Origin of the sequence: Mucilaginibacter gossypii (assembly GCF_017569325.2) — a bacterium.
Classification (GTDB): Bacteria; Bacteroidota; Bacteroidia; order Sphingobacteriales; family Sphingobacteriaceae; genus Mucilaginibacter; species Mucilaginibacter gossypii.
In genome coordinates, this window is the sequence record NZ_CP071878.2 from 1,233,478 (window position 1) to 1,257,847 (window position 24,370).

Consider the following 24,370-nt stretch of genomic DNA (forward strand, 5'->3'; position numbering starts at 1 on the left):
AATTATGTTTGCAACATTACGATCAAACGGACAACAAATAAAGCCTTCCAACAGTGGCTATGCGCCTGTGAACGGTATCAAAGTTTATTATGAGGTATATGGCGAGGGTAAGCCGCTCATTTTACTGCATGGCGCTTTTATGACAATTGACGGAAACTGGGCCGAATTGATCCCTGAACTATCAAAAAACAGGAAAGTAATTGCCATTGAATTACAGGGACACGGACATACACCGTTTTCGGATAGAAAGTTATCATATGCTACCTTAGCGCATGATGTAGAAGGAGTGATGGATTACCTGAAAATTGACAGTGCCGACGTAGCAGGATATAGTATGGGTGGCTCTGTGGCTTACAAATTTGCCATACAAGCCCCTAAACGGTTAAAAAAATTAGTGATCATTTCTTCTACTTATAAAAGTAGCGGCTGGCTGCCTGAAATAACCAATGCATTTAAATCCTGGAAGCCCGAACTTTTTATGAATACTCCTATGAAAGCCACATACGATGCAATAGCCCCAGATAAAACAAAATGGTCAAAGTTTATAGGGCAGATGATCGCTTTCGCGCAGGAGCCGTTCGACTTCGGTGATGACAATATTTCGAAAATTTCTGCTCCGGTATTGATCATAGCCGGTGATAACGATGGGCTGGATAAAATTGAATTGGCAAAAACATATAAATTATCAGGCGGCAGTGTTTCTGCTGATTTAGCGCCAATGCCAAAATCGCAATTGGCCATAGTCCCTTCGCAAGGACATGTAAGCCTGATGATGCAGACAACAACGCTGTTGACCTACTTGAGCAATTTTTTAAAGTAAGCTGATGCAAATGCATGCTAACAGAAAAACGTTATCAGAATTTAGCTTTTTGATCAGGCAGCTTCTCTCGTAAGGATATTGGCTTTGTAAGTATTTGAAAGAGTAGTTCAAATGGTCTTTGAAGAAATGTTTTGAATCTTCTTGCCTCTCAATCAACACTTTTTTCAATCAAATCTTCATCGTAATTGTTGTTGCCTAAAAGGAGGAAGCATGCCCTGGTATAACGGAGACTACCCGCCATCTTACAAAAATCAACCACCCAAATTGCGGGAAAAGGCCGTAGAAATTGCTAATGAAATTTTGAAGGAAAGCGGGGATGAAGGCCTGGCCATAGCCACAGGTTTAAAAAAGGCACGGGAATATTTTAAAGATCATCCCGAAGAAGCTGATGCTGACAACGATTAAATTGTTCAGGAGGCTATTAAAACATCGCTGCGCTTTTGGGGGTTACTTTACCGATCCTTTTATCCCTGCGCGAAACAAGTTCGCAAAGCTGGATTGCTGAAATTTCAAAATCATCGTGGTTGTCACTAAGCAGGAGCCAGGCTGTATCAAAGCCCTCGTCTAATACAAAATCAGTGATGGCCGGTATTTCCCCTTTGAGGCTGGCATGATTTTCCCGCGTGGTAGAGATCCAAATACCGTTATGCTGCGGATTTTTACTAACCTTTCGGAAGATCAGCACAATCTTTTTATCGAAATAGATATAGAACATGCCTACCGCCGGCTTGATGATTATACCTGTCGGCAGGTAATCGAGCAGGAAGTCAAATGGCACGGTTTTTTTCATAGTTTTTCAATGAATGTGCAATATAGTGCACCCTGATGAAAATAAAGGGTTTTTCATTTGGTTTGGCAGACCGGCGGTGAGTGAACTCATGTCATAATATGCCGCTTAAATGTCACTAATGCACCTTGTCTGGCCATAAAAAACCAATTAGTTTTGAGGTAGTGAATAAGAAAAATCAGAACAGATTAGGATCTTGAGTTCTTATTCCGGATAAAGGCTGCAAGGTGAAGCCTTAACCGGCGGTGCTGCCTGTAAAAACAATTAACGCTTACAATTTTTTATTATATATCACCACTAAAATCATTTACCCATGTTACCCATCAAACCACACCTCTGGTTCGACCAGGATAAAGCCCGGGAAGCTGCCGAGTTTTATGTAACCTTAATGCCCGATTCGGCTTTAAACTATGTTAATCATTTCCCAATGCCCGGCGGAGAGTGCGAAATAGTTGAATTTACCTTTGCCGGCCAGTCAATCCTGGGCATTAGCGCCGGGAATGGATTGAAGATCAGCCCCTCTATTTCTTTTATGATCAATTTTGATCCGTCGCGTGACTCGGATGCGGCAGGGCGTATTGACGAAGTTTGGAGCAAACTGTCAGAAAACGGAAAGATAATGATGCCACTCGACCGGTATCCTTTCAGCGAGCGCTACGGTTGGGTAAGCGATAAATATGGCGTGTCATGGCAACTGATACTGACCAATCCGGCAGGTGAGGAAAGACCAGTGATCGTTCCGTCGCTGATGTATACGGGCTTGGTGGCCGGTAAAGCTAATGAAGCCATCGACTTTTATTGTTCTGTGTTTAAAGATGGTAAACGAGGCATTACTGCCCCGCGCCCCGAGGATATAGGGCCTGATAAAGCCGGCACGCTTATGTTTGCCGATTTTCATATCGACCAAACCTGGCTGGCAGCGATGGACAGCGCGCATCCGCACGGTTTTAGTTTTAACGATGCAGTGTCACTATTGATTCCTTGTGAAACGCAGGAAGAGATTGATTATTACTGGTCGGCGCTTTCAGCTGATGGCAAACCCGGCCAATGCGGTTGGCTGAAGGACAAATATGGCGTGTCCTGGCAGGTTGCATCAACAGTTATGTTAAAAACACTGAAAAACGGCAGCCCCGAACAAATTGCACGCATTACGCAGGCTTTTATGACGATGAAGAAAGTTGACGTCGCAGCCCTGCAGCGGGCTTCTGATGGCCTGTGACCGGTATCGGCGTGATGCTGCTATTAGCTGTTAACTTCCCGGACTTGGCATATTCCGCAGCATTAGGTTCCTATAGTTCAATTTTATTGCCTTCAGGATCCATCCAATGTACAAAGTTGCCATAACCGGCTTTCTCTACTGAATCGGTCGGCAGGATGCCGGCTGACTTAAGATTGGAATCATAAATCGGCGCATCTGCAGCTTCAGTACCGTATGCTTTTACTGTTGTTGTTTTCATAATCGTTTATTTTGAATATTGATCATCACTTACTTTCTCCAGCCAGGTAACCACCTCGCCGTTAACGGCTTCCTGAATGGCTATATGACTCAAAGCTTTACCCGGCGATGCACCATGCCAGTGTTTCTCGTTTGGTTCAAACCAAACTACATCACCCGGCCCTATATCTTCGATTGGCCCACCTTCGCGTTGTACCCGGCCGAGACCGGAAATAACAATAAGTGTTTGACCTGCCGGGTGGGTGTGCCAGGCTGTTCTGGCGCCGGGCTCAAAGGTGACCAACGCACCCGCGCCTTTGGTAGCTTCTTTTTTTGCAAACAGGGGATCTATACGCACGGCGCCGGTAAACCAGGCTTCCGGACCTTTTACTGATGCTTGCGCACCGTTTTTAATTATTTCCATAATAAATAGATTGAGAGAGTTTATATGGTTTTGACATCAGTGACATAACGATAGCGTGCTTTTTCAGCCATTGTATTTTCCTGGCTTCATTAACTTATTCTGCCTTAATAACCTGTATTTGTGAGTAAATGTTATTGTCTGTACAGGAAATAACTTTTTAAGTTTCCGATATGCCGCTGCACCGTTATTCTTTATGGTTCAATGGTTTTTAAAATTTTTGCAGGAATACCCCCGACAACAGTATTTGCCGGTACGTCCTTGATAACAACCGCACCAGCGGCAACAACTGCATTCTCTCCAATGGTTACACCCGGCAATATAGTGGCACCCGCGCCAACCCATGCGTTGCGCTTGATAACGATAGGTTTGCAAATCATACCCCGCCGGTTAACCGGGTCGAGTGGATGATTTTCAGTGATCAGGTTTACCTTAGGGCCGAGGAGCACATGATCTTCCAGCGTAATACCGCCCATGTCCAGAAACGAGCAGGCATGATTAATAAACACATGCTTGCCAATACTAATGAAACGGCCAAAGTTGGTATGGAAGGGTGCGAACAAAGTGGTGCTTTTGTCTATTGTTGCGCCAATAATGTTGCTAAGCTGTTCGCGGAGCTGCTCAACGGTGGTAGCTGCATTGAGTGCAGGCGACAACGCCAGAGTGCGGGCCACCACATCATTTACCTTGTGAAATTCCGGGTCAGTAAGCGGAACAAATTCCCCAGCTTTCAACCGTTCGAAAATATCTTTCATAATAATGTTTTTATTTAACGCTATTGTATTCATTATCAGAAATATGTAGCCATATCGCAATGCCTTTTTCTATATTGAAATTGATTGCTATTTGCGTAAAGCTGTTTTGGAACGTAGTACCATGCCAGTGTAAGATGCCCGGCGAAATGGTGACCACATCACCTTTATGTAGAAATTTTTGCGCCGTGGCACTTGATGAAAACAGACTGCCTGCAGCTAAAATCATCAGCTGCAGTATGATGGAAGTTTTGTATCTGCCGATGTTTTTCATTTTGCAAAGTTAGTGCTGTTGCCAACTTTGCTGTTTAAGAAAATCAAACCAATGCTTATGAAAATCAAACTTCCATGATGCGAAGCGAGCTTGGATTGGTGCCCGTCATACGTTTAAAATAATTGTTGAAGTAGCTGGGATATTCAAAGCCAAGTGCATAAGCAATGTCGGCTATGTTCCAGTCAGTATGTTGTAACAGTGCTTTTGCTTCGCTAATAATCCGCTCTGCAATGTGCGCAGATGTTGGCCTGCCGGTAACTTCCTTTACCATACGGTTGAGGTAATTTACGTGAAGGGCGAGGTTTTGGGCGTAGTCCTGGGCCGTCTTCAACTGCAACGGCTTATTTGGGCTTTCTACAGGAAATTGTCTTTCAAGCAATTCCATAAATACAGCAGCGACCCGGTAGGCAGCGTTTTTATGCTGATCAAAATTTTCAGAGGGCTGCATTTTCATCGCTTCATGCATGATCAGGTTGATGTAACTGCGTATCAGGTCGTCCTTATATACGTAACTACTGTTTTGCTCATCTATCATCTTCTGAAAGAGGATGTTCAGAGACGCTCTTTGCTGTTCGGTGATCTTTAGTACCGGTGTGCCGCCGATCTTGAAAAAGGGTGATTGCTGCAGCATATCGGTACGTTCTGAAACGCACAGGAATTCTTCGGAAAAGAGACAGGTATAGCCCACATAAGTGGTTGAGATAGTTTCCCAGGAATATGGAATATGCGGATTGCCAAAAAACAAAACAGTGCCCTCCACTTCAAAGCTGCGGTCGGCATAGTGAATCTTGCTTTTGCCTGTAGTTAAACAAATTTTGTAAAAGTCTTTTCTACTGTAAAACCGAACAGCCTGATCGTCTTCTTTTATCTGGAAAACATTGAAGCCTTTTAACCTGAGGTCATTGTTAAAGAGAGAAACCGATCGCGCTATTTTATTGTCCATAACGTAAAGTTATGAAACTCAAACTTTCAATTTCCAATTAAAAAGACAAGCGCTGACCTTTGATGTAATAGTATATCCTGTTCCCGAATTGTAAACAGGCGGTTCCGCTATATTAAGCAACGCTGATCGATTTAAGCAAAATTACTCTCCCATATAACCTTTCACATTAAAGCTTACTTATTTTGTAAAGATTGCCATTGTCCGTAACACCGTATAATGCGCCGTCTTTGCCGGTAACAAGAGAACGCCAGCGTTCGCCCTTGTCTTTCAGCAGGCGTTCTTCCGCTACAATCTTATTGTCTTTGATAATAAGCCTGATGATATGTGATCCACCTAAGGCGCCTACAAATAGATTTCCTTTCCATTCGGGAATCAGGTTGCCTGTATAAAAGGTTATGCCGCACGGTGAAATACTTGGGTTCCAGTAATAGATGGGTTGGGCCATGCCTTCTTTTTGCTGTATGCCATCGCCAACTTTTACACCCCTGTATTCGATACCATAAGTAATAACCGGCCATCCATAGTTCTTTCCCGGCCGGATAATGTTAATTTCGTCACCTCCGCGCGGACCGAATTCCGATTCCCATAATTCGCCGGTATTTGGGTTCATCGTCATGCCTTCAGGGTTTCTTAAGCCATAAGCGTAAATTTCGGGCAAAGCGCCGGCTTTTTGCGCAAATGGTCCATCGGGCACCGGTTTCCCGTCACGGGTTATGTGCAATACTTTTCCGATTGCGGTATTCAGGTCCTGGGCCTTGACACGCATTTCATCATCCCCATGTTCGCCTGTGCTTACAAACAAGTTGCCCTGTTTATCGAAAACGATTCGTGAGCCGAATTGCAGGTGACCGTTATAGGCGGGTTTAGCATGATAGATCACCTTTACATTTTCGAGCCGGCTGTAATCGGGCGAAAGCACACCAGTGGCTACAGCCAACTGGAATCCCTCAGGAACTTTTTCGGAGTATGACCAAAATAACATCCGGTCTTTTACAAAAGAAGCATCAAAATTAACATCTAACAAACCGCCCTGGCCACCCACCGCTACTGCTGGTAAACCTTGAATGTTCTTGTCTAAACCGCCATCAGCCTTTAATATCCGCATGGTACCGCCTTTTTCTGTAATTAAAAAGCGCCCGTCGGGCATACAGCGTAAAGCAAAGGGTTGCTTCAGCTCATGATTGATGACGTTTACGCTGAGTTTGGTTTTAGTTTGTGCGCCAGGGGCCCTTGTCTGACCCGGAAAAGCAGGCTTGTAGTCGGCCATTGGTGATTGCGTTTCAACGGGCGGCAGTGACTGGGCAACAGCCTGCGTAATATCAAAAAAAGAGCAAAGTGAAGCAATTGCACAGGTAACTAACAAGGGTTTGATTGTTTTTGACATGGGTAATATGTATTTGTTGTGAAGATAAATAATATGCCTGCAAATGTTAAAATGTGTTGAACAAATAAATCTGCCTGCTCCGATGATATTAAACGGCCATCAGGTTGTAACAGAGCCCAAGGACAATGATTTATTATCAGTACATATAAAGAGCGTTGCGATGTTTGAGATATCTCCCCCTGGCCGATATGAAATTGGCTGGTTAGTGTCTACACCTTAGAATTTAAGTACCCGCGGCATTTTACACCGGCATTTAAAAAGGTAAGCGGCCAAACGCGCCAGGAATATAGAACATTGAATTGAGAAACGGCCGGATCGGTTCACCCTGGCGCCAGATTTAACCTGCAATAGATTTAAAGAAAAATAACTATTTTATTTACACTGGTATTCCTGGTAGAAATATTTAAATTTAATTATTAATTCCCGATCTCAAGCCTAACTTAAACTCTTCAATATGATAGCGATAACAATCAATGGGAAACAGCGGGAGGTTGCCGCTGACCCGGACATGCCTTTACTGTGGGTTATTCGTGACCTTTTAGGCCTTACCGGCACCAAATTCGGTTGTGGCGTGGCGCAGTGCGGAGCATGTACTGTACACCTGAACGGCGAAGCTGTACGGTCATGCGTAACAAAAGTGAGCCGTGCGGCAGGGCAGCAGGTCACTACAATTGAAGGACTGTCTAAATTAAATGACCACGCTTTGCAAATTGCCTGGGCCGAACTCGATGTTCCGCAATGTGGTTATTGCCAGTCGGGTCAACTCATGTCTGCAGCTGTTTTGCTGCGGGAAAATCCCAACCCAACAGATCAGGATATTGACGATGCGATGTCAGGTAATATTTGCCGTTGCGGTACTTATCCCCGCATCCGGTTGGCTATACACAAAGCGGCAGAACTGCAGCGGGAAGGAGCAAAATCATGAACAGGCGTAACTTTATACAATCAGGTGCATTATTGAGCGGTGGCTTGCTCATCTCATTTACTATTCCAAAGGCAAATAAGCTTGCTGCCCTTGCGGATACGGCTGATTTAAATGTGTTTGCCCCTAATGCATTTTTAAATATAGGTACAGACAACAGCATTTCGGTATACCTGAGCCATGTGGAAATGGGGCAGGGGATCTGGACTACACTGCCCATGCTTATCGCGGATGAGCTTGATGTGGATCTGAAAAAAATCAATATTAAACATGGCGGTGCCGATAAGGCGTTTAACCATGTTATTTACGGTGCCCAAATTACCGGCGGGTCAAGTACCACCTGGTCTGAGTTTGACAGGTATCGAAATGCCGGCGCAACCGCACGGACGCTCTTGCTTCAAACAGCCGCTACCCGTTCGGGGATTGCTGTTGAAAGCTGCAAAACGGAAGATGGATTTGTTATTGCCGGGAACAAAAGATACACTTATGGCGAGTTAGCTAATGATGCCGCAAAGTTGCCTGTACCTGCAAAGGTTCCGCTGCGTTCACCCGCCGACTGGAAATACATCGGCAAAGGAAGCAAACGGATGGATGCCCGAGTAAAGACTGATGGTACTGCAAAATTTGGCTTGGATATCCAGTTTCCCGGATTGCTTACCGCAGTTGTTGCCCACGCACCTGTTTTTGGTGGTAAAGTTAAATCGTTTGATGCCGGTAAGGCGAAAGCAGTTCCCGGCGTAAGGGAGGTTGTACAAATTCCGACGGGTGTGGCTGTCATTGCCGACCACTTCTGGGCCGCCCAACAGGGACGGAAGGCCTTACAGATAACCTGGGATCATGGCGCCGGCGTGCAGTTAAATACCGGTACTCAAACTGCGGCTTACCGAAAAGTGGCTGCATCGGATGGCCTCCTGGTTCAGGAAAAAGGTGATGTTAAAGCAGCGTTTACAAAAGCGGTAAAAACCATTTCGGCAGAATATGTTTTTCCTTACCTGGCCCACGCACCTATGGAACCACTGAATTGCACAGTAAAAATTGAAAATGATAGCTGCGAGATATGGACAGGCACACAGTTGCCAGGAGGAGAACAAGCTGCCGCAGCAAAAATTCTTGGATTTAAGCCGGAGCAGGTAAAAGTAAATATACCATTCCTTGGGGGAGGCTTTGGCAGGCGTGCTACACCTGCCTGCGATTTTGTTTCGGAGGCGGTTCATATTGCGAAAGCAAGCGGTAGGCCGGTAAAAATGGTATGGACACGGGAAGACGATATGAAGAGCGGCTTTTACCGGCCTTTTTATGTCCATAATGTAAAGATTGGTGTTGATAAGGACGGTCTTCCCATTGTGTGGAACCATAATATTGCAGGTCAGTCAATTATGGCGGATGCGGCAGTGCTTTTTGGTCCGCCTCCGGCAATAGATGATACAACGGTGGAAGGCGTAAAAGGATCACCGTACCTGGACGAAATACCAAATCATTTTGTCGGCCTTCACACCACTAAAGAAGTAGTGCCTGTTTTGTGGTACCGGTCTGTAGGTGGTACGCACACTGCATTTGTAATGGAAACGCTTATAGACCAGCTTGCCCACGATGCAGGTATCGACCCTGTGGAGTACCGCCGCGGGTTATTTAAAAATCATTCAAGGCACCTGGCTGCGCTTAACCTTGTGGCTGAAAAAGGCAATTGGAACCGAACACTGGCTCCAGGGCGGTTTAAAGGCATTGCGGTACATGAGGCTTTTGGCAGCGTTGTAGCGATTATAGCCGAAGTAAGCGTTGAAAAAGGAGTTACGAAGGTACATCAGGTAGATTGTGCAATTGAGTGCGGCCTGGCCGTGAACCCCGACGGTGTAAAAGCCCAAATGGAAAGCGGGATCATTTTCAGTATCTCGATGGCAATGTACGGCGAGCTGACGTTCGTTAATGGAGAATTACAACAAAATAATTTTTATGATTACCGGATCACCCGGATGTATGAAGCACCGCGGATCAATGTTTACATTGTGGATAGCAAGGAAAAAATGGGGGGTGCCGGAGAATGTGCAGTTCCGCCAACAGCACCGGCTGTAACTAATGCAATTTTTGCAGCAACCGGAAAACGGATTTTCAATTTACCTATCGTTAACAACCGACTCGAAAAACAGGCATGAAAAAACTAATAATCACCATGATCGTTTTGTTTATGTCAAGCGCGGTCATATTATCGTTCAAAGAGGAAAATTCAACATTTAATTATGCGGCACTACCTAAAGATAGTGTGGCTTCTGTTGCAGCTTTTAAACAAGTTTACACTGTATTGATGAGTGCCCGCTGTATGAATTGTCATCCATCAGGTAATATACCACTGCAGGGTGACGATAATCACTTGCACACCATGTTTCCCAAAAGAGGGGTGGATGGTAAGGGTGTTTATGCCATGAAATGCGCCAATTGCCATCAGCCAACAAATACTCCGGGCTTGCACACGCCCCCGGGTAATCCCAATTGGCATCTCCCACCGGCCGATATGAAAATGGTTTTCCAGGGGAGGACACCCCGCCAATTGGCAAAACAAATCATAGATCCGAAGCAAAACGGGCATAAGGACATGCAGAAGCTCATTGCACATGCAGATGATGGACTGGTGCTTTGGGCCTGGAAACCGGGGGAGGGCCGTAAACTTCCACCAATGAGCCACGCAGCATTTAAGAAAGCCTGGCTTACCTGGTTAAAAACCGGCGCGTATGCCCCGGCTAAATAAAGTGCGGCAAAGCCGGGATTACTAAGGATGGAGGAAGCGGGGTTTTTAATATCATGGCTATCTAGGTTATTGATTTATAATGTTGCATTATTTAAATGCAGTTTAGTTAATAATAAAGCGCGTCCCTGATCGGCGTTTTATTATTAACCTGCTATTAAAATTGCCGGCAACCTCCTGCAATAGTTCGTCGGATAGCTGTTTATAAGACAAAAAAAAGCCCGATACATTTTGTACCAGGCGCTTTTAGTTAGTTGTTTGATATGTTATTATTAATTGCCACTGACCGTTTTATTATCAAGCTGACTTAGGGATGCGGTATTAACGGTATTAAGCATCCCGTTTATAATGCGCTGATTGATGTAAGCTGAAAACTTTAAAGCTCCTTTGAAATTCAAATGCCCAAAATCGGCAAAGTCATCATTTTTTAGCGGAAAGTTATTGAAGTCCAGGAATGTTATATCGTTAAAGTAACGCTCACGGATCAGCGAAAATTCGGCCTCATTATTTCTGTACTCATACAAAGGATGTTGCGGGCTCCTGATAAGGAAGACACTTTTATGCATTCCATTGCAATAATCTATTATTTTTCTTAGGTATTGAATATTGGTTGTTGAGATTGCACTTTTATTTGATGCTGTTTTAATATTTTTGCCCGCCGGATTATTTGAAGGTAAAAGCCTGGAACCTTCTATTTTAAAATATCCTCCTGTTTTTCCTGTATAATCGTAATTAAATGAAAGCGCTTTAATAAAATTGGTACGTGCAGCTATGCCTACACAATTCATAAAATATTTTGAATTGTGCTTAGCCAGCAATTCAAAATCGGCCGGGCTCATAAAAGAGGCATATTGCGGAAACATGTTTGACATGTAGGTATATCCCCATGTCCAGTCATCCATCTTTGTGTCAATCTGGTTATTTGAAAATTCTATAAGTACGGTGGTTATCTGAGGGTTTTGCGACAGGTATTTTTTAACTTTTTGAAAGGTGTAAAAGTAAGATTCGGCAGAGTGCGACAGATTGGTTAGTTTGGGTATCAGGGTATCATTGTAGGCACATTCTGAATGTGAATGACCAAAAAGTGCAATAGTATTGTCTTTCTTTACACTAAACTTTGAAAATTTATTTACCATATAACCCGGAATCAGGGCAATAGCCAATATGAGCAGGCAGCTCACTAAAACAAATGATATGGTTTTAATTAAAAAGCGATGCATTGCTTAAAATTGAAAGTAAATAAACTGTTGCTCTTTTCCTGTAAATAAAAAAATCACTATCACCAATGTATAGTAAAAGGTCAATCTGTACCCTCTTTTTCTTAACCAGCTTAACTTCTCAATGGCATATTGGTTTTCCCGCCCCTGCCACTCAACTATTATAAAACATAGGATAAGAGTGATCACCTCAAGCAATTGTGCCTTGTTAACATCTAATTGAGGTATCGAAAAAAGAGATCGTGAAAAAATCCGGCCGATGTATTTAAATGCTTGTGTAACACTATCAGCCCTAAAAAAGATCCATGCAAAAATTACCTGCAGAAATGTAGCTATCATTTGCATGAATTCGGTGAACGTTGGCATAGCTTTGCCTTTGGCTGCAATTTCGAGGTGGTTTCTGTTTGTTTTTAAAAGGATAGAAGGGAGAATGAATAAAGCATTTAGAAGGCCCCAGATGATGAAGGTCCAGTTGGCGCCGTGCCAAAAGCCGCTAACCAAGAAGATGATTAATGTGTTTCTTACTTTGAGCCAGGTGCCTGTTTTGCTGCCCCCAAGAGGTATGTATAAGTAATCTCTAAACCATGACGATAGTGAGATATGCCATCTGCGCCAAAACTCGGCCATATCTCTTGAAAAGTACGGGAATGCAAAATTTCTAAGTAGTTCAAATCCAAAAAGTTTTGCTATGCCTAATGCCATATCAGAATATCCAGAGAAATCGCAATAGATTTGGAATGCAAAAAATATAGCGCCTAAAACCAGGGTACTGCCTGAATAATGCGAACTATTTGCAAATATCATGTTGGCATAGTCGGCACATTGATCGGCAATTACAGCTTTTTTAAACAGGCCCCATAGAATTTGCCTCAAGCCATTAATTGCGTCCTGGTAGTTAAACTCTCTCTTTGTTTTTACCTGGGGCAAAAGGTGTGTTGCCCGTTCGATAGGGCCCGCCACCAAAAGCGGGAAAAAACTTACGAACAATGAATAGTCGATGAAGTTCCGTTCGGCTTTAATACGGTTTTTGTAAACATCAATTACATATGATAAACCGTGAAATGTATAAAAAGAGATACCGACAGGCAGGATTACATTTAGGGTAAACGGGCTTAAATGGATCCCTATACTGGCGCATATGCTGGCAAGCGATGCTGCAAAGAAATTGTAGTATTTAAAAACACCCAAAAAGCCCAGGTTTACAGATATACTTAACCAAAGCCAAAAGGTTTTTAGGCGATGTGTTTTTGCCTGGTACATTTTTAGCCCGGTAAAATAATCTAAAAGGGTCGAAAAAATTAACAGTAAAAGAAACCGCCAGTCCCAGCAAGCGTAAAAAAAATAGCTTGCAGCTAGCAGTAACAAATTTTGCTGTTGCAGTTTTCGGTTAAGTACAAACCAATAAAGCACAAAAACCACAATCAGAAATATTCCGAACCCAAAGGAATTAAAAAGCATGATGGTGAATTTTAAAAAATAGCCAAAGTGGCCGACTTAGGGATATTCAGTATGTGTGTATAGAGGCTGGGAAATAGGTAGATGTAGATGTATAACAAAAGGCCACAAAAATTGATCGCTGTTTTGCAGCAACCAACTTACAACTGCATAAAAAAAGTGAGTAAAGGCTTTTTGTCAATATAATAATTTTGTGAAATCTGGAAGCCATCAATCTGGCTTTAGTGTGTTTTCGTTACGTAACGCTTCATTGAATTTTTCAAGCAATTTTATATACTTGTCCATCCAATAATATATGGCATCAAGCGGAGCCTCTTTTGCTTCATGAGTTTCGATATCCTTTTCGGCATTAGGTGAATTAAATCTCAAAGCAAATTCATTGGGAAATTCCTTTGAAAAATCATGCTCAATAACGATGCCGATCTGACAAATTATATCAAAGCTAAGCCTTTTGGTGTTGAACCAATTGTATAAGGTTCTGCGGCTTACGTTGAGTTTCCGGGCGATTTCACTTATCCCCATATGGTCACGTCTAACAATTCGCTCTACAATTTTGCCAAAATGTAAATCTTGAGTGTCATTAATACCAATAGATCTTTGATCATTATTGATATATGAGCTAACAGGGTAATAAACTTTGCTGTGCATAAGATTAGATTCGATTAGGTGTCAATTTTTAGTTGGTTAGCATAATTAATTTAGGTTATAATAAACTGCAAATTACTCATAGATACTTATGATCATAAATATCGGGTCTCGGATTTTTTTGAATCATGATTTAAGTTTAGGTTACTCATTTGTTTGGTATTTAATGCTTCACATTCGTTTATCAATAAACAAGCAATGACCTTGTTGATAATTCGTATCATCGTTTGTGAATTAAATTTATGTATACTTCCTTTCTTAATTCAACCTATAAAAGGTCAAATTATACCTGTAGAAGGCGTTAATACACGCTAATTAGAAATAGTGAAAATGGCTCTGCACGTTTTTGGGGCCATTATTTGCCAGGTTTTGTGAGTGGTAGTTAAGTTATTAAACTGTTATCCATCCAATGAAGTGTTATTTTAGTTAATTTTACTAATGGTGTATTTTTTTTCAAAATAAGATAAATTTAATGCGTTGCGCTAATGCAAACACATAAACTCATAAAATATTGGCGAATTATCATTTTTTTTATCGTAATGATTGAAGATCATTACGATAAAATATTTTTCTAAACAGCTCAATCCGTCAAAAAGTTGGCAGTTTTAAATGGTGAAAGAGGAGTGATATCCAGAAGTATTCCTGATAGCTTTTTACACTTATTATTTTGAAATTCAGGATAACCAATGATTCTTATTTTTCTTGAATTACCTTTGGCGGTTATCATATCAACTTCAATATCAAAAGAACTTCCGTATTTTAACGCGTCTTTTAAAGCTTTTTTACTGAGTCTCTCGCTTTTACCTTGTTTAAAAAGCTTCCATATCGTTTTTATATCAGGTACAAAGTACTCAGGTACTTCAAGGATGCTTTTGATAACATTATCCCATTGCATGGTATGGGTAAGCAGATCCCGTGTCCAGGTACCTATTTTTGACAAGGTTGCAGCTCTTTTTAAAAGCTTCTCGGCCTGTTTGTTTTCTTTCTCTATGGCTTTAATTTTGGAGATATCTTCGGTATGGATAAATAGTCCGCCTGTTTCTCCCGAAGTTGTAAACCAGGGGTGAATATTCCACTTTAGCCAAACGCGGGTACCATCATTCTTTTTTAAGAGCAGGCCATCACATTGATATATATTACCTTTTAAGCAATGATTATGGAGCTTTTCACATTTCTTTTTTGTGGCTGGTAAAACTTCATAAATACTTTTTCCAATAAAACCTGTGTTTTCAAGTTTATATTCGGCAACCCATCTTTTTGAAGCAGCAATAAATTGCATCTGGTTATCGAACATGGCAATAGCAATAGGGGCCTGTTCTATAAGCATTTTATTATGCGTATTATCTTCTTTTTGAGTTTCGATGAGCTCACCATCGGATGATTTTTCTTCTAAATATTTATGATAGCATGCCGAAAAGTTTGACGGGTTGGAAAAATTAAGCATCACTGCCATTTGGTTTTTATTGCAGCGCTTTTCCCTTATATATCTGTCTGCAATTTCCATTTGCAGATACCGGTAATAGGAGAAAATAGTTTTGCCGAAATTTTGCTTAAAATCCCTTTTTAATTTCGACTCAGATACAAAATGTTTTTTTGAAAGTGCAGAGATGCTCGGAAACCCGATAAACAGATTCTCGTTTAGTGTTTTTGCAACATTTTCAAGAAGCTGGTCGTTTTGAGTTACAAATTCAGGTAGTTTTTCTACTCCTGTTTTATCATTGTGGGATTTATTATTTAGCGGGCTAATGTCTGCCATATGTGCGTAAAATCCCTTTATTTCACCTTCAACATAGTTGGGATGATAAGTTACCCGCACGTTTTTAGCTTTGCCCGAATACAAATGAATTACCTGGTCAAAAACCTGTATTTTACCGCCTAACACACCATTAATATAAGGAAGCTGCACGTCAAATAATGTTCCCAAAATCTCCGAAAGATGTGATTTATTGATCATATGCTCGGGGGTTATCCCGAACCAATCGGCCGTAGCTTTATTGGCATAGCGGCAAATCAGGTTTTTATCCCAATAAGCCAGCATGGCCTCAGTATGCTCCGTCACGTTGAACGCTATCTCAAAAAAATCGGAATTCGGATCAAAGGACATTGGATTTCCTCTTTAAAAAATAACAATCTTCAGCTTTGCCCATTGTAATGCGAATGGGATCTTAGGTTATAATTTGCTTAAATCTGCAAATTATTATTGGAAACCTATAAGATTAATCATATAAATTACAAAAAAAGCTCAGTTTACCATTTGTTTGTCAATCAGTTTTACGTCGAGCTTTTCATATTGGGAATTATTGCTGATGTAATCGGGCAATATGGTTTTCATTTTCGATACCATCAAGTCAACTTCATTATGCAGGTTAAGTTCCAAAAGGTCCTTAATTAAATTATTGATCTTAGCGTAACTAACCGGGATATTTTTGGAGATTTTGATGTCTTTGTTATAAGTAGGTATTACCTCTTCTTCCGCATTTAACAACTCTTCATATAGTTTTTCGCCAGGCCGCAAGCCGGTATAAACAATCTCGATATCTTTTCCCGGAACAAGACCAGCCATTTTTATCATATTCGCCGCCAGATCAGCGATTTTTACCGGTTCGCCCATGTCAAACAAAAATATTTCACCCCCATTACCCATTACGGCTGCCTCAAGTACCAGTTGTACAGCTTCGGGTATAGTCATAAAGTATCTTGTGATATCCGGATGGGTAACAGTAACAGGCCCGCCTTTTTCAATTTGTGCTTTAAAGCGAGGGATGACGGAGCCGTTTGATCCAAGGACATTACCAAAGCGGGTTGTTATAAACCTGGTTTGGTTGCCTTTTGACGGATCAGAGTTGAAAAAATGCTCTTCAAACAACAGGTTATTTAACGATTGAATATACATTTCGGCTATCCGTTTTGAGGCCCCCATGATGTTTGTTGGACGCACCGCTTTATCTGTTGATATCATTATAAATTTTTCGACATTAAATTCTATTGAAATATCTGCCAGGATTTTTGTGCCCCATACGTTGGTTAAAATAGCTTCGGTTGGATTATTTTCCATCATCGGTACGTGCTTGTAAGCTGCCGCATGGAATACTATTTGAGGCCTGTATAAATTAAATAGTGTTTTTATACGACCAGAATTTTGGATATCAGCAATAAAGATCCTGGTGCGGTTTCCGTACAAACCGTCTTCAATTTCCATTTGAATATCGTGCAACGGGGTTTCGGCCCTGTCACATAATACAACAAATTCCGGACTATACATTAACACTTGCCTTACGAGCTCAGAACCTATTGAACCGGCAGCACCCGTGATCAGAATCCTTTTACCTTTAATGTCATCTAAAATATGTTCATTGCAGATTTTTATGGGTTTTCGTTCCAATAGGTCTTCTATTTTTAAATCTTTAAACTGATTTAGGTTTGGCTTGCCATTGATCCACTGGTCTGATGACGGCACAACAATTACTTTTATGCCAAGTTCAATGCATTTTTCAACCGCCTTTCTTTTTCCGTCGATTTTTATATCCTCGGATGTTATCAGCATTGACTTTATATCATAGCGTTTTTTTAGCATATCAATTGATTTGATAGGATAAACCTGCTTTTGCTCAATGCATTTTGATATTCTGTCAACCCCGGTGTCGATAAAGCCCTGAACATTGAGTATAAATCCTTTTTGTGCTTCAAGGGCATTTTTAATTAGTATGGAAGGTTCGGTGGAGCCGTAGATGAGTACATTTTCTTTTTCGACTTTATAGCTTGTTGTCTCAATGTATTTAAAAACATCCTTGATAATAATACGCATACACATAAGCATAGACGAAGTGATAAAGAAATTGATCAGCAGCACATCCATCAATCCGCTGACATCTATTTTAAGATAGAAAGCGAAGAACAAATGATAAAACAGCAGAAAAGTAACGTTACTTGCCAGTACGGTTATTAAAATCCGCATCATATCCCGTGTGTTGGAATACCTGATAATACATGTATGTATTTTCATTATCATAAAAACCAGCACCGCATTGCTGCAATAAAAGAGCATATAATAAAGACTGATGGGATCAAACTGAAGCCGGTTTTTAAAATATAGAGATGTCCATAATGATAACAAAACTACCATCAGGTCAATTACCAGGATTAACCATCTTGAATGGAACTTATCCTGGAATAACAAATTTTTGAGGTATATCATAACTGGTTTATTTAGGTATTATCTTAAGCGTATCTGTATAGCGGAAAAAAGTCTACTTCGGCATTTTCTTCAATGCCCTTATCCTGCAAAAGCTTTTGGTACATTTCGGGATTGGCAATATATCTCCATGTTTTAAAGTCAAGATGGAGGTTGGAGAAGGCGCATTTCCAGTCAAAGAGCTTGTCGTTTTTAAATCCAAGGCCACCGCCCAGGTTGTAATATTTCATTCCTTTTTCTCTGCCAATCTGCGTTATGCAATCGGCCAGAAATTTGGTTGGGCTATGATGTAAATATTCTGCGCGGGCACCAACTAAATGGGCTTGAATAATGCCATTTGTAAAGGCTATTATGGTGCTTGCAATTGCAATTTCGTTGTAGTAAACAGTAAGCAAACGGGCCTCATATTCAGAGGTGTTTAATATTTCTGAAAAGTATTTTTCATTAAACAGGTAGTAGCTACTGGCGCCAACGCGTTTCATGTTTTCGGTATAAATTTCGACAAAGGTGTTTAAGCCGTCAGCATTTGTTTCGTCCTTTACTTTAAACCCCATTTTCCATGCGTGCTTAATAGCATCCATGGTTGATTGCCTGTATTTTTTGCGCTGTTCATCAATAGGCACTGAAAGGTCAAGTACTACCGTTTTTCCGTTTTCGTGAACACCTCCAAATTTCTCCAGTAATTTTTGCTGCTTATAAAAAGGATGAAGTCTTACAAAAACAGATACGTACCTTTCCTTTATAAGGAAATTGTTGAAAGCGCTTTTAAAATTTTCCATCAAGTCCTCATCTATCTCATCAATCCTTTTGTTTGAAAACGGACCCGAAAAACCATATACACAGGTTAGGTCGCTATAATCAGAACCCGGAATTTTTCGCTGCAGCAGGGGGAAGCCGATGTAGGTATCTGACTCCTCATAAATAAATAAAACAGGATCTCCAGCTGTTTCAAGGGAGTGATAATGCCATGTATGATAAAAATCATATTCGGCCGAATTACCGACGTAAAAAATCCATTTATCTTTATTGAGCAGGGTAAAGATCTTAATCATTGAATTAAAGTTTATGATAGTAATTATGACTGTTGATTTTGAAGGCAAACAAATTTACTTTTGGTAATACTCATTGTAATCAAATCATTTACCTTACCTGTAATTTCAAATCCGGCCTTTTCATAAACAGTGATTGCCGCGATATTTGCAGGGTGGACCTTTAAATAAATCTCATCCAGTTCCTTTATTAAAAAGCCATACCGTATCATCTGTACTGTTGCCTGGTAACCAATTCCTTTACCCCAGTAAAGTTTGTTACCAATAAACAGGTGCAGTTCTGCGTCATGATCAGTAATATCAAGCAGTTGGATATTACCTATATATGTATTAAGTTCTTTAACACAAATTGCAAATCTAAGCTGATCGGGCTTGGCCAGCTTTTCACGTAACCAGGCTGTTTCTATTTCCGAACTAATATAATGAGTGGGTTTGTAGCCTGTATATACCCATATCAATGGGTCGTTACGCCATGCGTAAGATACGGACGCATCTTCTATTACAAGGGGGCGTATGTAAACTGAAATGGTCATAAAAAAAGTCTTAGCGTATTTAACATATAAAACATATCCTGAAGGTCATACCGTTGATCGATTGGTAATGGCACTAAGCACCGGGCCAGGTAATTTTCGTTGGTGTTTTTCTTAGTCCACTTAAATACATTAGGCCAGTAGGTAGCAACATATATTTTTTTCTGTATCAGATGTACTTTTAAGTGCCGGTCATTAGTTAAAAAAGGATAAACCAGCGGTACTGTATGCTCATCAGCGGCATCAAACTTGAGCAGGTTAAATTCAGCAAGGTGCTTATGCAAAAAATTAAAGTTTCGTTGCCTTGCAAATACACATTCGTTGTAATTGATGCTTGTAAGTATCTTTCGGGTTAATAACGACATGGACCTGATCTCGTTGTTTTCCAGATCCTTGCTGTTGTTAATGTAGTCAGAATACCCGGCTTCGATACCTGCGTCTATACTTTTTATGAGGTGCGAAAACCGGTTTACTGAGCTATCTACGGGTAACTTTTTAGTGAGTTTTCTTTTAATGCTTAAGTATGCGCCGTCCGGAACGCCAAAAAACTTACGGCACGAGTAAAATGTATCAATGCCGGCAAGGGGCTCTGAAAAAAAGGCTTGCGAATTATCAATTATAAGATTTTTGATTTTGACGCTAAGCTCTGATGCTTTTTTTTGTTTTATACCAAAGTAATTGGTATATAAAAAACAGGCGTCAGGCTCAATCTCAAAATCAATTATGGGATCTAACTGCCGGTCAATATGATAAAACTGGTATTGAATGCCTATTCGTACAATTGGTTCAAGCAGTACATCGCAGGTGAAATAAGGAATATAAATTTTATGATATTTTTTTTGTATCAGTATGTATTCTAATGCATTACGTCCTGTGTTTAACCTAACCAAATCGGGATAGTATTCATTCCCTTTGGGCAGTTCCAGCTCCAAATACCCGCCTATGGGTTTTAACGCGGCTTTATTTTTTTGCATGACTGTAAATTGAGTGTGAAAAATAAAGTTGTTATCCCTGGTCGCTTTTATACATTCTTAAATGAATGGGCTGATAATATTCTTCCAGGCTTTCTGGGATACGTGAATTATAACCCAATACCTGCCGCTGATCAGCACTAAGCTTATCAATAAAGTCGTAGCCTAATACCCTTGGATAGTCCATTTGTGGTTTAATAAAAGGGCGGGTGAATCCCAGCGTTAATGCCCGGCGTTGCTTAATTGTCTTATTTTCGCCGGCAGCATGCCATATATTGGAGTCGAAAAGGATGATACTTCGTTTTGGTGTTACCGCCCTGTCGGCGGTTTCGTAGAAATAAGTTTCGTTAGGTCTGATATCTGTTTTATGTGAGCCCGACAGGAAATAGGTAGCACCGTTTTCTTCGGTAAAATCATCAAGGGTAACTATCATTTGCACTAATAATTTCGTGTCGCCTAAAAATGTGCGCACATCACGGTGCATGTTACTTACATAAGGATGTTGCTGCTGGGTGTGTATTACAGCATTAAAGCCATTAAGTATATAATTACCACTCAAAAAATAAGCAATCTCGTCGGCACAATACATTTTTTCAATAAACGGTAAGCTGAAATTGTCCTTTTCAACAAGGTGGTGAAGTGTGCCAACCATATTAGAGCCTATCCCGTTTTTTTCCTGAATGGCTCGTCGTTTTACGTACCCTTCCTTTAAGTCCTCATTAATAACTGCAACAAAATCGCTGTCTAAAGCATTCTCAAAAATAACCCATCCGTAATCACGCATCGCAACGCGGAAATCTTCAAAGTGCCTGTCTCCGTAGTTAAGTCTATTTCTCATGAATTTGTATTGTTGATTTTTGGCTAATTAGTTCAGGTCCATAATCTGCATCATCATAGCATTTACTTTATGCACATCAAATTTTTCCTTTGCCAAGGCCAGTCCGTTAAGCCCAAAACTGCTGATAGCTTCCTTGTTAGTTATGAAATACTCCATTTTTTGCACAAGTTCGGCTGTGTTTTTTACAGGTATTAAAAATCCATTGCTGTTGGGTGACGTTTCGACAGTTTCCCTGCAACCAACAGAATCGCAGGTTATAATGGCGCGCGCCATAGCCATGGCTTCAAGCAAACACCGTGGAATTCCCTCCCGATAGTATGAAGGCAGTACCACAACAGATGAACTGCTTATATATGGTCTTACATCATCAACGGCGCCCAGGTAATTAATTACACTCCGGTGCTTTATTTCCGAAAATAAGTCGGGGTGAATGGCATCGACATTATCATCATAGGATCCGATTAGTTTGAAAGTTACCTGCGGGTGTTTTAGGAATACAATTTGCGCTGCTTCAAAATATTCGCGGATCCCTTTGGCATTGATTAGCCTGGATACCATGATAAAGCTTATATTATTAATATCCGGGCGGGTAGGGGTATAGTAGCTCAAATCAACTCCCGATCCGTTAACCACTGCTGTTTGATGCTTTGCCGATATTATTTCAGAATCAAGCAGCGTTTGTACATCATCTTTATTTTGAAAGATGACAGACAACCCCTGTCTGTTTTTAAGGCTGAACTTAAGTAGTAAGCGTGTAATTTTGCTTGTTAAAGATGTGTTACCGTTAACAAAGTTATACCCAAGGCCCGAAAGCATCGGGGTTATTTTTCGCACACCGCCCAGTTTGGCTGCAAGTGTTCCATATATAACCGGTTTAAGGGTGTATGGAAAAAAAACATCCGGCTTTAGCTGTTTAATGAGCCGGTAAAGTTTCAACGCGTATTTCAGATCAGATAAGATCGATACATTACTGCCGTTTAGATTGTTTTCAAATAAAACGATGTTTAGCAATGCCAGTTTTGCGCGTTGCTCGGGCGGTATTGCAGGGATAAAAGCATAAACAGTATGTTCTCTCCGCATCAGCTCAACTAATTTACCTCTAAAATCAATTAACGATTTGGCTGAATCGCAGGCGATCAGCACTTTTTTGCTTGCCATGATGGTATAATAAGCAATAGGTTATGAGCGAGGATTTAATTAGGGATGTAATGCCGTTTAAAGACAATGCACCGTTATCGAAGGTGGTATTTTAGTGAACAAGGACCGGCTCGGGCCTGGTGCTTTTAATATGGTAATATTTTTTATACCATGCAATAAATCGCTCAACCCCTGTATGAACAGAAACCTGAGGCTTGTAGTTCAGCATTTCATCTAAATTTGAAACATCGGCACAGGTTTCGGCAACGTCGCCATCCTGCATTGGCATTAGTGTTTTGATTGCTTTTTTGTTCACCTGTGCCTCAATTTCGCTTACAAAATCAAGCAGGTTAACCGGTGCTCCTCTGCCAATGTTAAACACCCTGAAAGGTGCAGATGATGTAGCCGGATCAGGATCTTTGGCATCCCACAGAAAATTGGGCTCTGCCGGCTGATCAATAACATGCATAATGCCTTCAACAATGTCATCTACGTAGGTAAAATCGCGAAGCATATTACCGTTGTTAAAAACTTCAATAGGCCTGCCTTCCAGAATTGCTTTGGTAAAAATAAATAAAGCCATATCCGGCCTACCCCACGGCCCGTAAACTGTAAAAAAACGTAACCCCGTAGTTCGTAGGTTAAATAAATGGCTGTAGGTATGGGCCATCATTTCATTGGCTTTTTTTGATGCTGCGTATAATGAAACCGGATGGTCGGCGATATTATGCTCGCTGAAGGGCATTTTTTTGTTTAAACCGTAAACGCTTGATGAACTGGCGTAAACAAGGTGATTAATCTTGAAATGTCTGCAGCATTCCAGGATGTTTAAAAATCCTTTTACGTTTGTGTCAATATAAACATCGGGATTAGTAAGGCTGTAGCGCACACCGGCCTGTGCGGCCAGGTTACAAACGGCATCAAACTGATAGTTTTGGAATTGCTGCTGCAGATTTTCTTTATCCGTTATATCCAGTTTAATAAACGTATAATTTGGATGTTTTGTGCTGCAAACAGGTTTGTTATAAACCATTCCTGATACTTTTATGCCGGCATCCTGCAATCGGGCGTGCTTTAACTTTACATCGTAGTAATCGTTAATATTATCAATGCCTACAACGGTGTCACCGCGTTTAAGTAATTTTTGGGTTAAATGATAGCCGATAAATCCCGCAGTGCCGGTAATTAAAATTTTCATAAATAAGTGAAATTAGGTTTGAATGAAAGCCTGAGTGGAAGGCGTTGATTATTGGTTGATTATAAGCGCGAACGCTTAAATAATGGTAAATGCCTGTATCAAAGAATCAGGAACGGTAACGAAAAAGGCAGGTAGATGTACTTGTTGCAGAATACTTTTGAGTAAGGAGTTTATCAAATTGCGCGCGTTTGAGTGTGATTTGATAAATCTTACTTCATGGTATAAGTGTATTTTCTCCCGTTTGTAAGTGGATTACTATTGTCTGACGTTGAGAAATACAATGTGTTGCCCCAATGGCTAAATTGTCCCAGTCCAAAATTGCGGATATCACGGTGGGTAGAGTGGGCCGGCCCCAGTTCAACACCATTTTCAAACAGCCTGAGCTTTGAAACAGTTGGAGAGGTGTTTGAATCCCCAATTTCAGGTAAATCATAGCCAATTTTGTAACAAAAGCCGCTATCGACTCTCAACCCTATCAAGCTTATCGATTTGATAGATTCGTCCTGTGGTGTTGTAACAGGAGGAGTAGTTGTAGGCGGTGTTGTAGTTGGTGTTGGTGTTGGCTGGTCGGCTTTTTTACAGCCGTTAATAGCAGATAGCATGGCTACAATTGTTATTATAGGCAACACAACATTTCGGGTGGATTTAATAATTGTTTTCATA

The 24,370-nt window shown here is 41.0% G+C and carries 25 protein-coding genes; 6 read left to right on the top strand and 19 right to left on the bottom strand.

The features are described 5' to 3' along the window. Positions 1-4 precede the first annotated feature (4 nt). Entirely contained in the window at positions 5-820 is an 816-nt protein-coding gene (locus J3L18_RS05375; RefSeq protein WP_223266062.1) for an alpha/beta fold hydrolase, read from the top strand. A 210-nt stretch (positions 821-1,030) separates the two neighbouring features. Next, a complete protein-coding gene (locus J3L18_RS05380; protein WP_091162486.1) occupies positions 1,031-1,225 on the top strand; it encodes a DUF2188 domain-containing protein in 195 nt (64 codons plus the stop codon). A gap of 16 nt (positions 1,226-1,241) precedes the next feature. Here J3L18_RS05380 and J3L18_RS05385 read toward each other — a convergent pair whose 3' ends face one another. Further along, the gene (locus tag J3L18_RS05385; protein ID WP_129567589.1) at positions 1,242-1,610 is read right to left on the bottom strand and encodes a hypothetical protein; all 369 of its coding nucleotides are present in this window, start codon (positions 1,608-1,610) and stop codon (positions 1,242-1,244) included. A gap of 310 nt (positions 1,611-1,920) precedes the next feature. Between J3L18_RS05385 and J3L18_RS05390 the strand changes: the two genes are divergently transcribed. Next, the gene (locus J3L18_RS05390; protein ID WP_129567590.1) at positions 1,921-2,826 is read left to right on the top strand and encodes a VOC family protein; all 906 of its coding nucleotides are present in this window, start codon (positions 1,921-1,923) and stop codon (positions 2,824-2,826) included. 70 nt (positions 2,827-2,896) lie between these two features. Here J3L18_RS05390 and J3L18_RS05395 read toward each other — a convergent pair whose 3' ends face one another. From J3L18_RS05395 to J3L18_RS05420, 6 genes are all read right to left on the bottom strand, one after another. Next, positions 2,897-3,064: a hypothetical protein gene (locus J3L18_RS05395; protein ID WP_176844334.1), complete on the bottom strand. Its 168-nt coding sequence runs from the start codon at positions 3,062-3,064 to the stop codon at positions 2,897-2,899. Positions 3,065-3,070: 6 nt separating this feature from the next. Continuing rightward, positions 3,071-3,466, bottom strand: coding sequence for a (R)-mandelonitrile lyase (locus J3L18_RS05400; RefSeq protein ID WP_091162500.1), 396 nt, complete (start codon positions 3,464-3,466; stop codon positions 3,071-3,073). Positions 3,467-3,657: 191 nt separating this feature from the next. After that, a complete protein-coding gene (locus J3L18_RS05405; RefSeq protein WP_091162910.1) occupies positions 3,658-4,218 on the bottom strand; it encodes a DapH/DapD/GlmU-related protein in 561 nt (186 codons plus the stop codon). Positions 4,219-4,228: 10 nt separating this feature from the next. Further along, a complete protein-coding gene (locus J3L18_RS05410; RefSeq protein ID WP_129567591.1) occupies positions 4,229-4,489 on the bottom strand; it encodes a cupin domain-containing protein in 261 nt (86 codons plus the stop codon). A 64-nt stretch (positions 4,490-4,553) separates the two neighbouring features. Further along, positions 4,554-5,432 (bottom strand): helix-turn-helix domain-containing protein, encoded by an 879-nt coding sequence (locus J3L18_RS05415; protein WP_129567592.1) that lies wholly within the window; start codon positions 5,430-5,432, stop codon positions 4,554-4,556. 166 nt (positions 5,433-5,598) lie between these two features. Further along, positions 5,599-6,816 carry a PQQ-dependent sugar dehydrogenase gene (locus tag J3L18_RS05420; protein WP_129567593.1) on the bottom strand — a complete coding sequence of 406 codons (1,218 nt, stop codon included), beginning with the start codon at positions 6,814-6,816 and terminating at the stop codon, positions 5,599-5,601. 454 nt (positions 6,817-7,270) lie between these two features. Here J3L18_RS05420 and J3L18_RS05425 point away from each other — a divergent pair, with 454 nt between their 5' ends. The 3 genes from J3L18_RS05425 to J3L18_RS05435 are packed head-to-tail and all read left to right on the top strand — an operon-like array spanning position 7,271 to position 10,478. Then, positions 7,271-7,741 carry a (2Fe-2S)-binding protein gene (locus J3L18_RS05425; RefSeq protein ID WP_112659114.1) on the top strand — a complete coding sequence of 157 codons (471 nt, stop codon included), beginning with the start codon at positions 7,271-7,273 and terminating at the stop codon, positions 7,739-7,741. After that, positions 7,738-9,888 carry a xanthine dehydrogenase family protein molybdopterin-binding subunit gene (locus J3L18_RS05430; RefSeq protein ID WP_129567594.1) on the top strand — a complete coding sequence of 717 codons (2,151 nt, stop codon included), beginning with the start codon at positions 7,738-7,740 and terminating at the stop codon, positions 9,886-9,888. The genes J3L18_RS05425 and J3L18_RS05430 overlap by 4 nt, the downstream gene beginning before the upstream one ends. Further along, complete coding sequence (locus J3L18_RS05435) at positions 9,885-10,478, top strand: hypothetical protein (protein ID WP_091162510.1); 594 nt, start codon at positions 9,885-9,887, stop codon at positions 10,476-10,478. The genes J3L18_RS05430 and J3L18_RS05435 overlap by 4 nt, the downstream gene beginning before the upstream one ends. Positions 10,479-10,747: 269 nt before the next feature. On the opposite strand, the gene J3L18_RS05440 is transcribed toward J3L18_RS05435, so the two are convergent. The 12 genes from J3L18_RS05440 to J3L18_RS05495 form a co-directional block, all read right to left on the bottom strand. Beyond that, a complete protein-coding gene (locus J3L18_RS05440; protein ID WP_129567595.1) occupies positions 10,748-11,695 on the bottom strand; it encodes an LB_356 family protein in 948 nt (315 codons plus the stop codon). Positions 11,696-11,698: 3 nt separating this feature from the next. After that, the gene (locus J3L18_RS05445; RefSeq protein WP_223266063.1) at positions 11,699-12,952 is read right to left on the bottom strand and encodes an MBOAT family O-acyltransferase; all 1,254 of its coding nucleotides are present in this window, start codon (positions 12,950-12,952) and stop codon (positions 11,699-11,701) included. A 405-nt stretch (positions 12,953-13,357) separates the two neighbouring features. Beyond that, entirely contained in the window at positions 13,358-13,795 is a 438-nt protein-coding gene (locus J3L18_RS05450) for a helix-turn-helix domain-containing protein (protein ID WP_091162517.1), read from the bottom strand. 577 nt (positions 13,796-14,372) lie between these two features. Next, entirely contained in the window at positions 14,373-15,896 is a 1,524-nt protein-coding gene (locus J3L18_RS05455) for a PAS domain-containing protein (RefSeq protein WP_129567596.1), read from the bottom strand. Positions 15,897-16,034: 138 nt separating this feature from the next. After that, the gene (locus J3L18_RS05460; protein ID WP_112654431.1) at positions 16,035-17,987 is read right to left on the bottom strand and encodes a polysaccharide biosynthesis protein; all 1,953 of its coding nucleotides are present in this window, start codon (positions 17,985-17,987) and stop codon (positions 16,035-16,037) included. Positions 17,988-18,010: 23 nt separating this feature from the next. Further along, positions 18,011-19,036, bottom strand: coding sequence for a GNAT family N-acetyltransferase (locus tag J3L18_RS05465; protein ID WP_129567597.1), 1,026 nt, complete (start codon positions 19,034-19,036; stop codon positions 18,011-18,013). Between the two features lie 23 nt (positions 19,037-19,059). Further along, positions 19,060-19,566 (bottom strand): GNAT family N-acetyltransferase, encoded by a 507-nt coding sequence (locus J3L18_RS05470; protein ID WP_090526775.1) that lies wholly within the window; start codon positions 19,564-19,566, stop codon positions 19,060-19,062. Next, positions 19,563-20,537, bottom strand: a complete 975-nt coding sequence (locus J3L18_RS05475) for a hypothetical protein (protein ID WP_091162525.1) — start codon at positions 20,535-20,537, stop codon at positions 19,563-19,565. The genes J3L18_RS05470 and J3L18_RS05475 overlap by 4 nt, the downstream gene beginning before the upstream one ends. 31 nt (positions 20,538-20,568) lie before the next feature. After that, the gene (locus J3L18_RS05480; RefSeq protein ID WP_129567598.1) at positions 20,569-21,372 is read right to left on the bottom strand and encodes a phytanoyl-CoA dioxygenase family protein; all 804 of its coding nucleotides are present in this window, start codon (positions 21,370-21,372) and stop codon (positions 20,569-20,571) included. Positions 21,373-21,399: 27 nt separating this feature from the next. Further along, positions 21,400-22,530: a glycosyltransferase family 4 protein gene (locus J3L18_RS05485; protein WP_129567599.1), complete on the bottom strand. Its 1,131-nt coding sequence runs from the start codon at positions 22,528-22,530 to the stop codon at positions 21,400-21,402. Positions 22,531-22,621: 91 nt separating this feature from the next. Then, on the bottom strand, positions 22,622-23,707 hold the full coding sequence (locus J3L18_RS05490) for an NAD-dependent epimerase (RefSeq protein WP_091162528.1): 1,086 nt from the start codon (positions 23,705-23,707) through the stop codon (positions 22,622-22,624). Positions 23,708-23,916: 209 nt separating this feature from the next. Then, on the bottom strand, positions 23,917-24,369 hold the full coding sequence (locus J3L18_RS05495; RefSeq protein ID WP_176844335.1) for a hypothetical protein: 453 nt from the start codon (positions 24,367-24,369) through the stop codon (positions 23,917-23,919). Position 24,370: the final 1 nt, after the last annotated feature.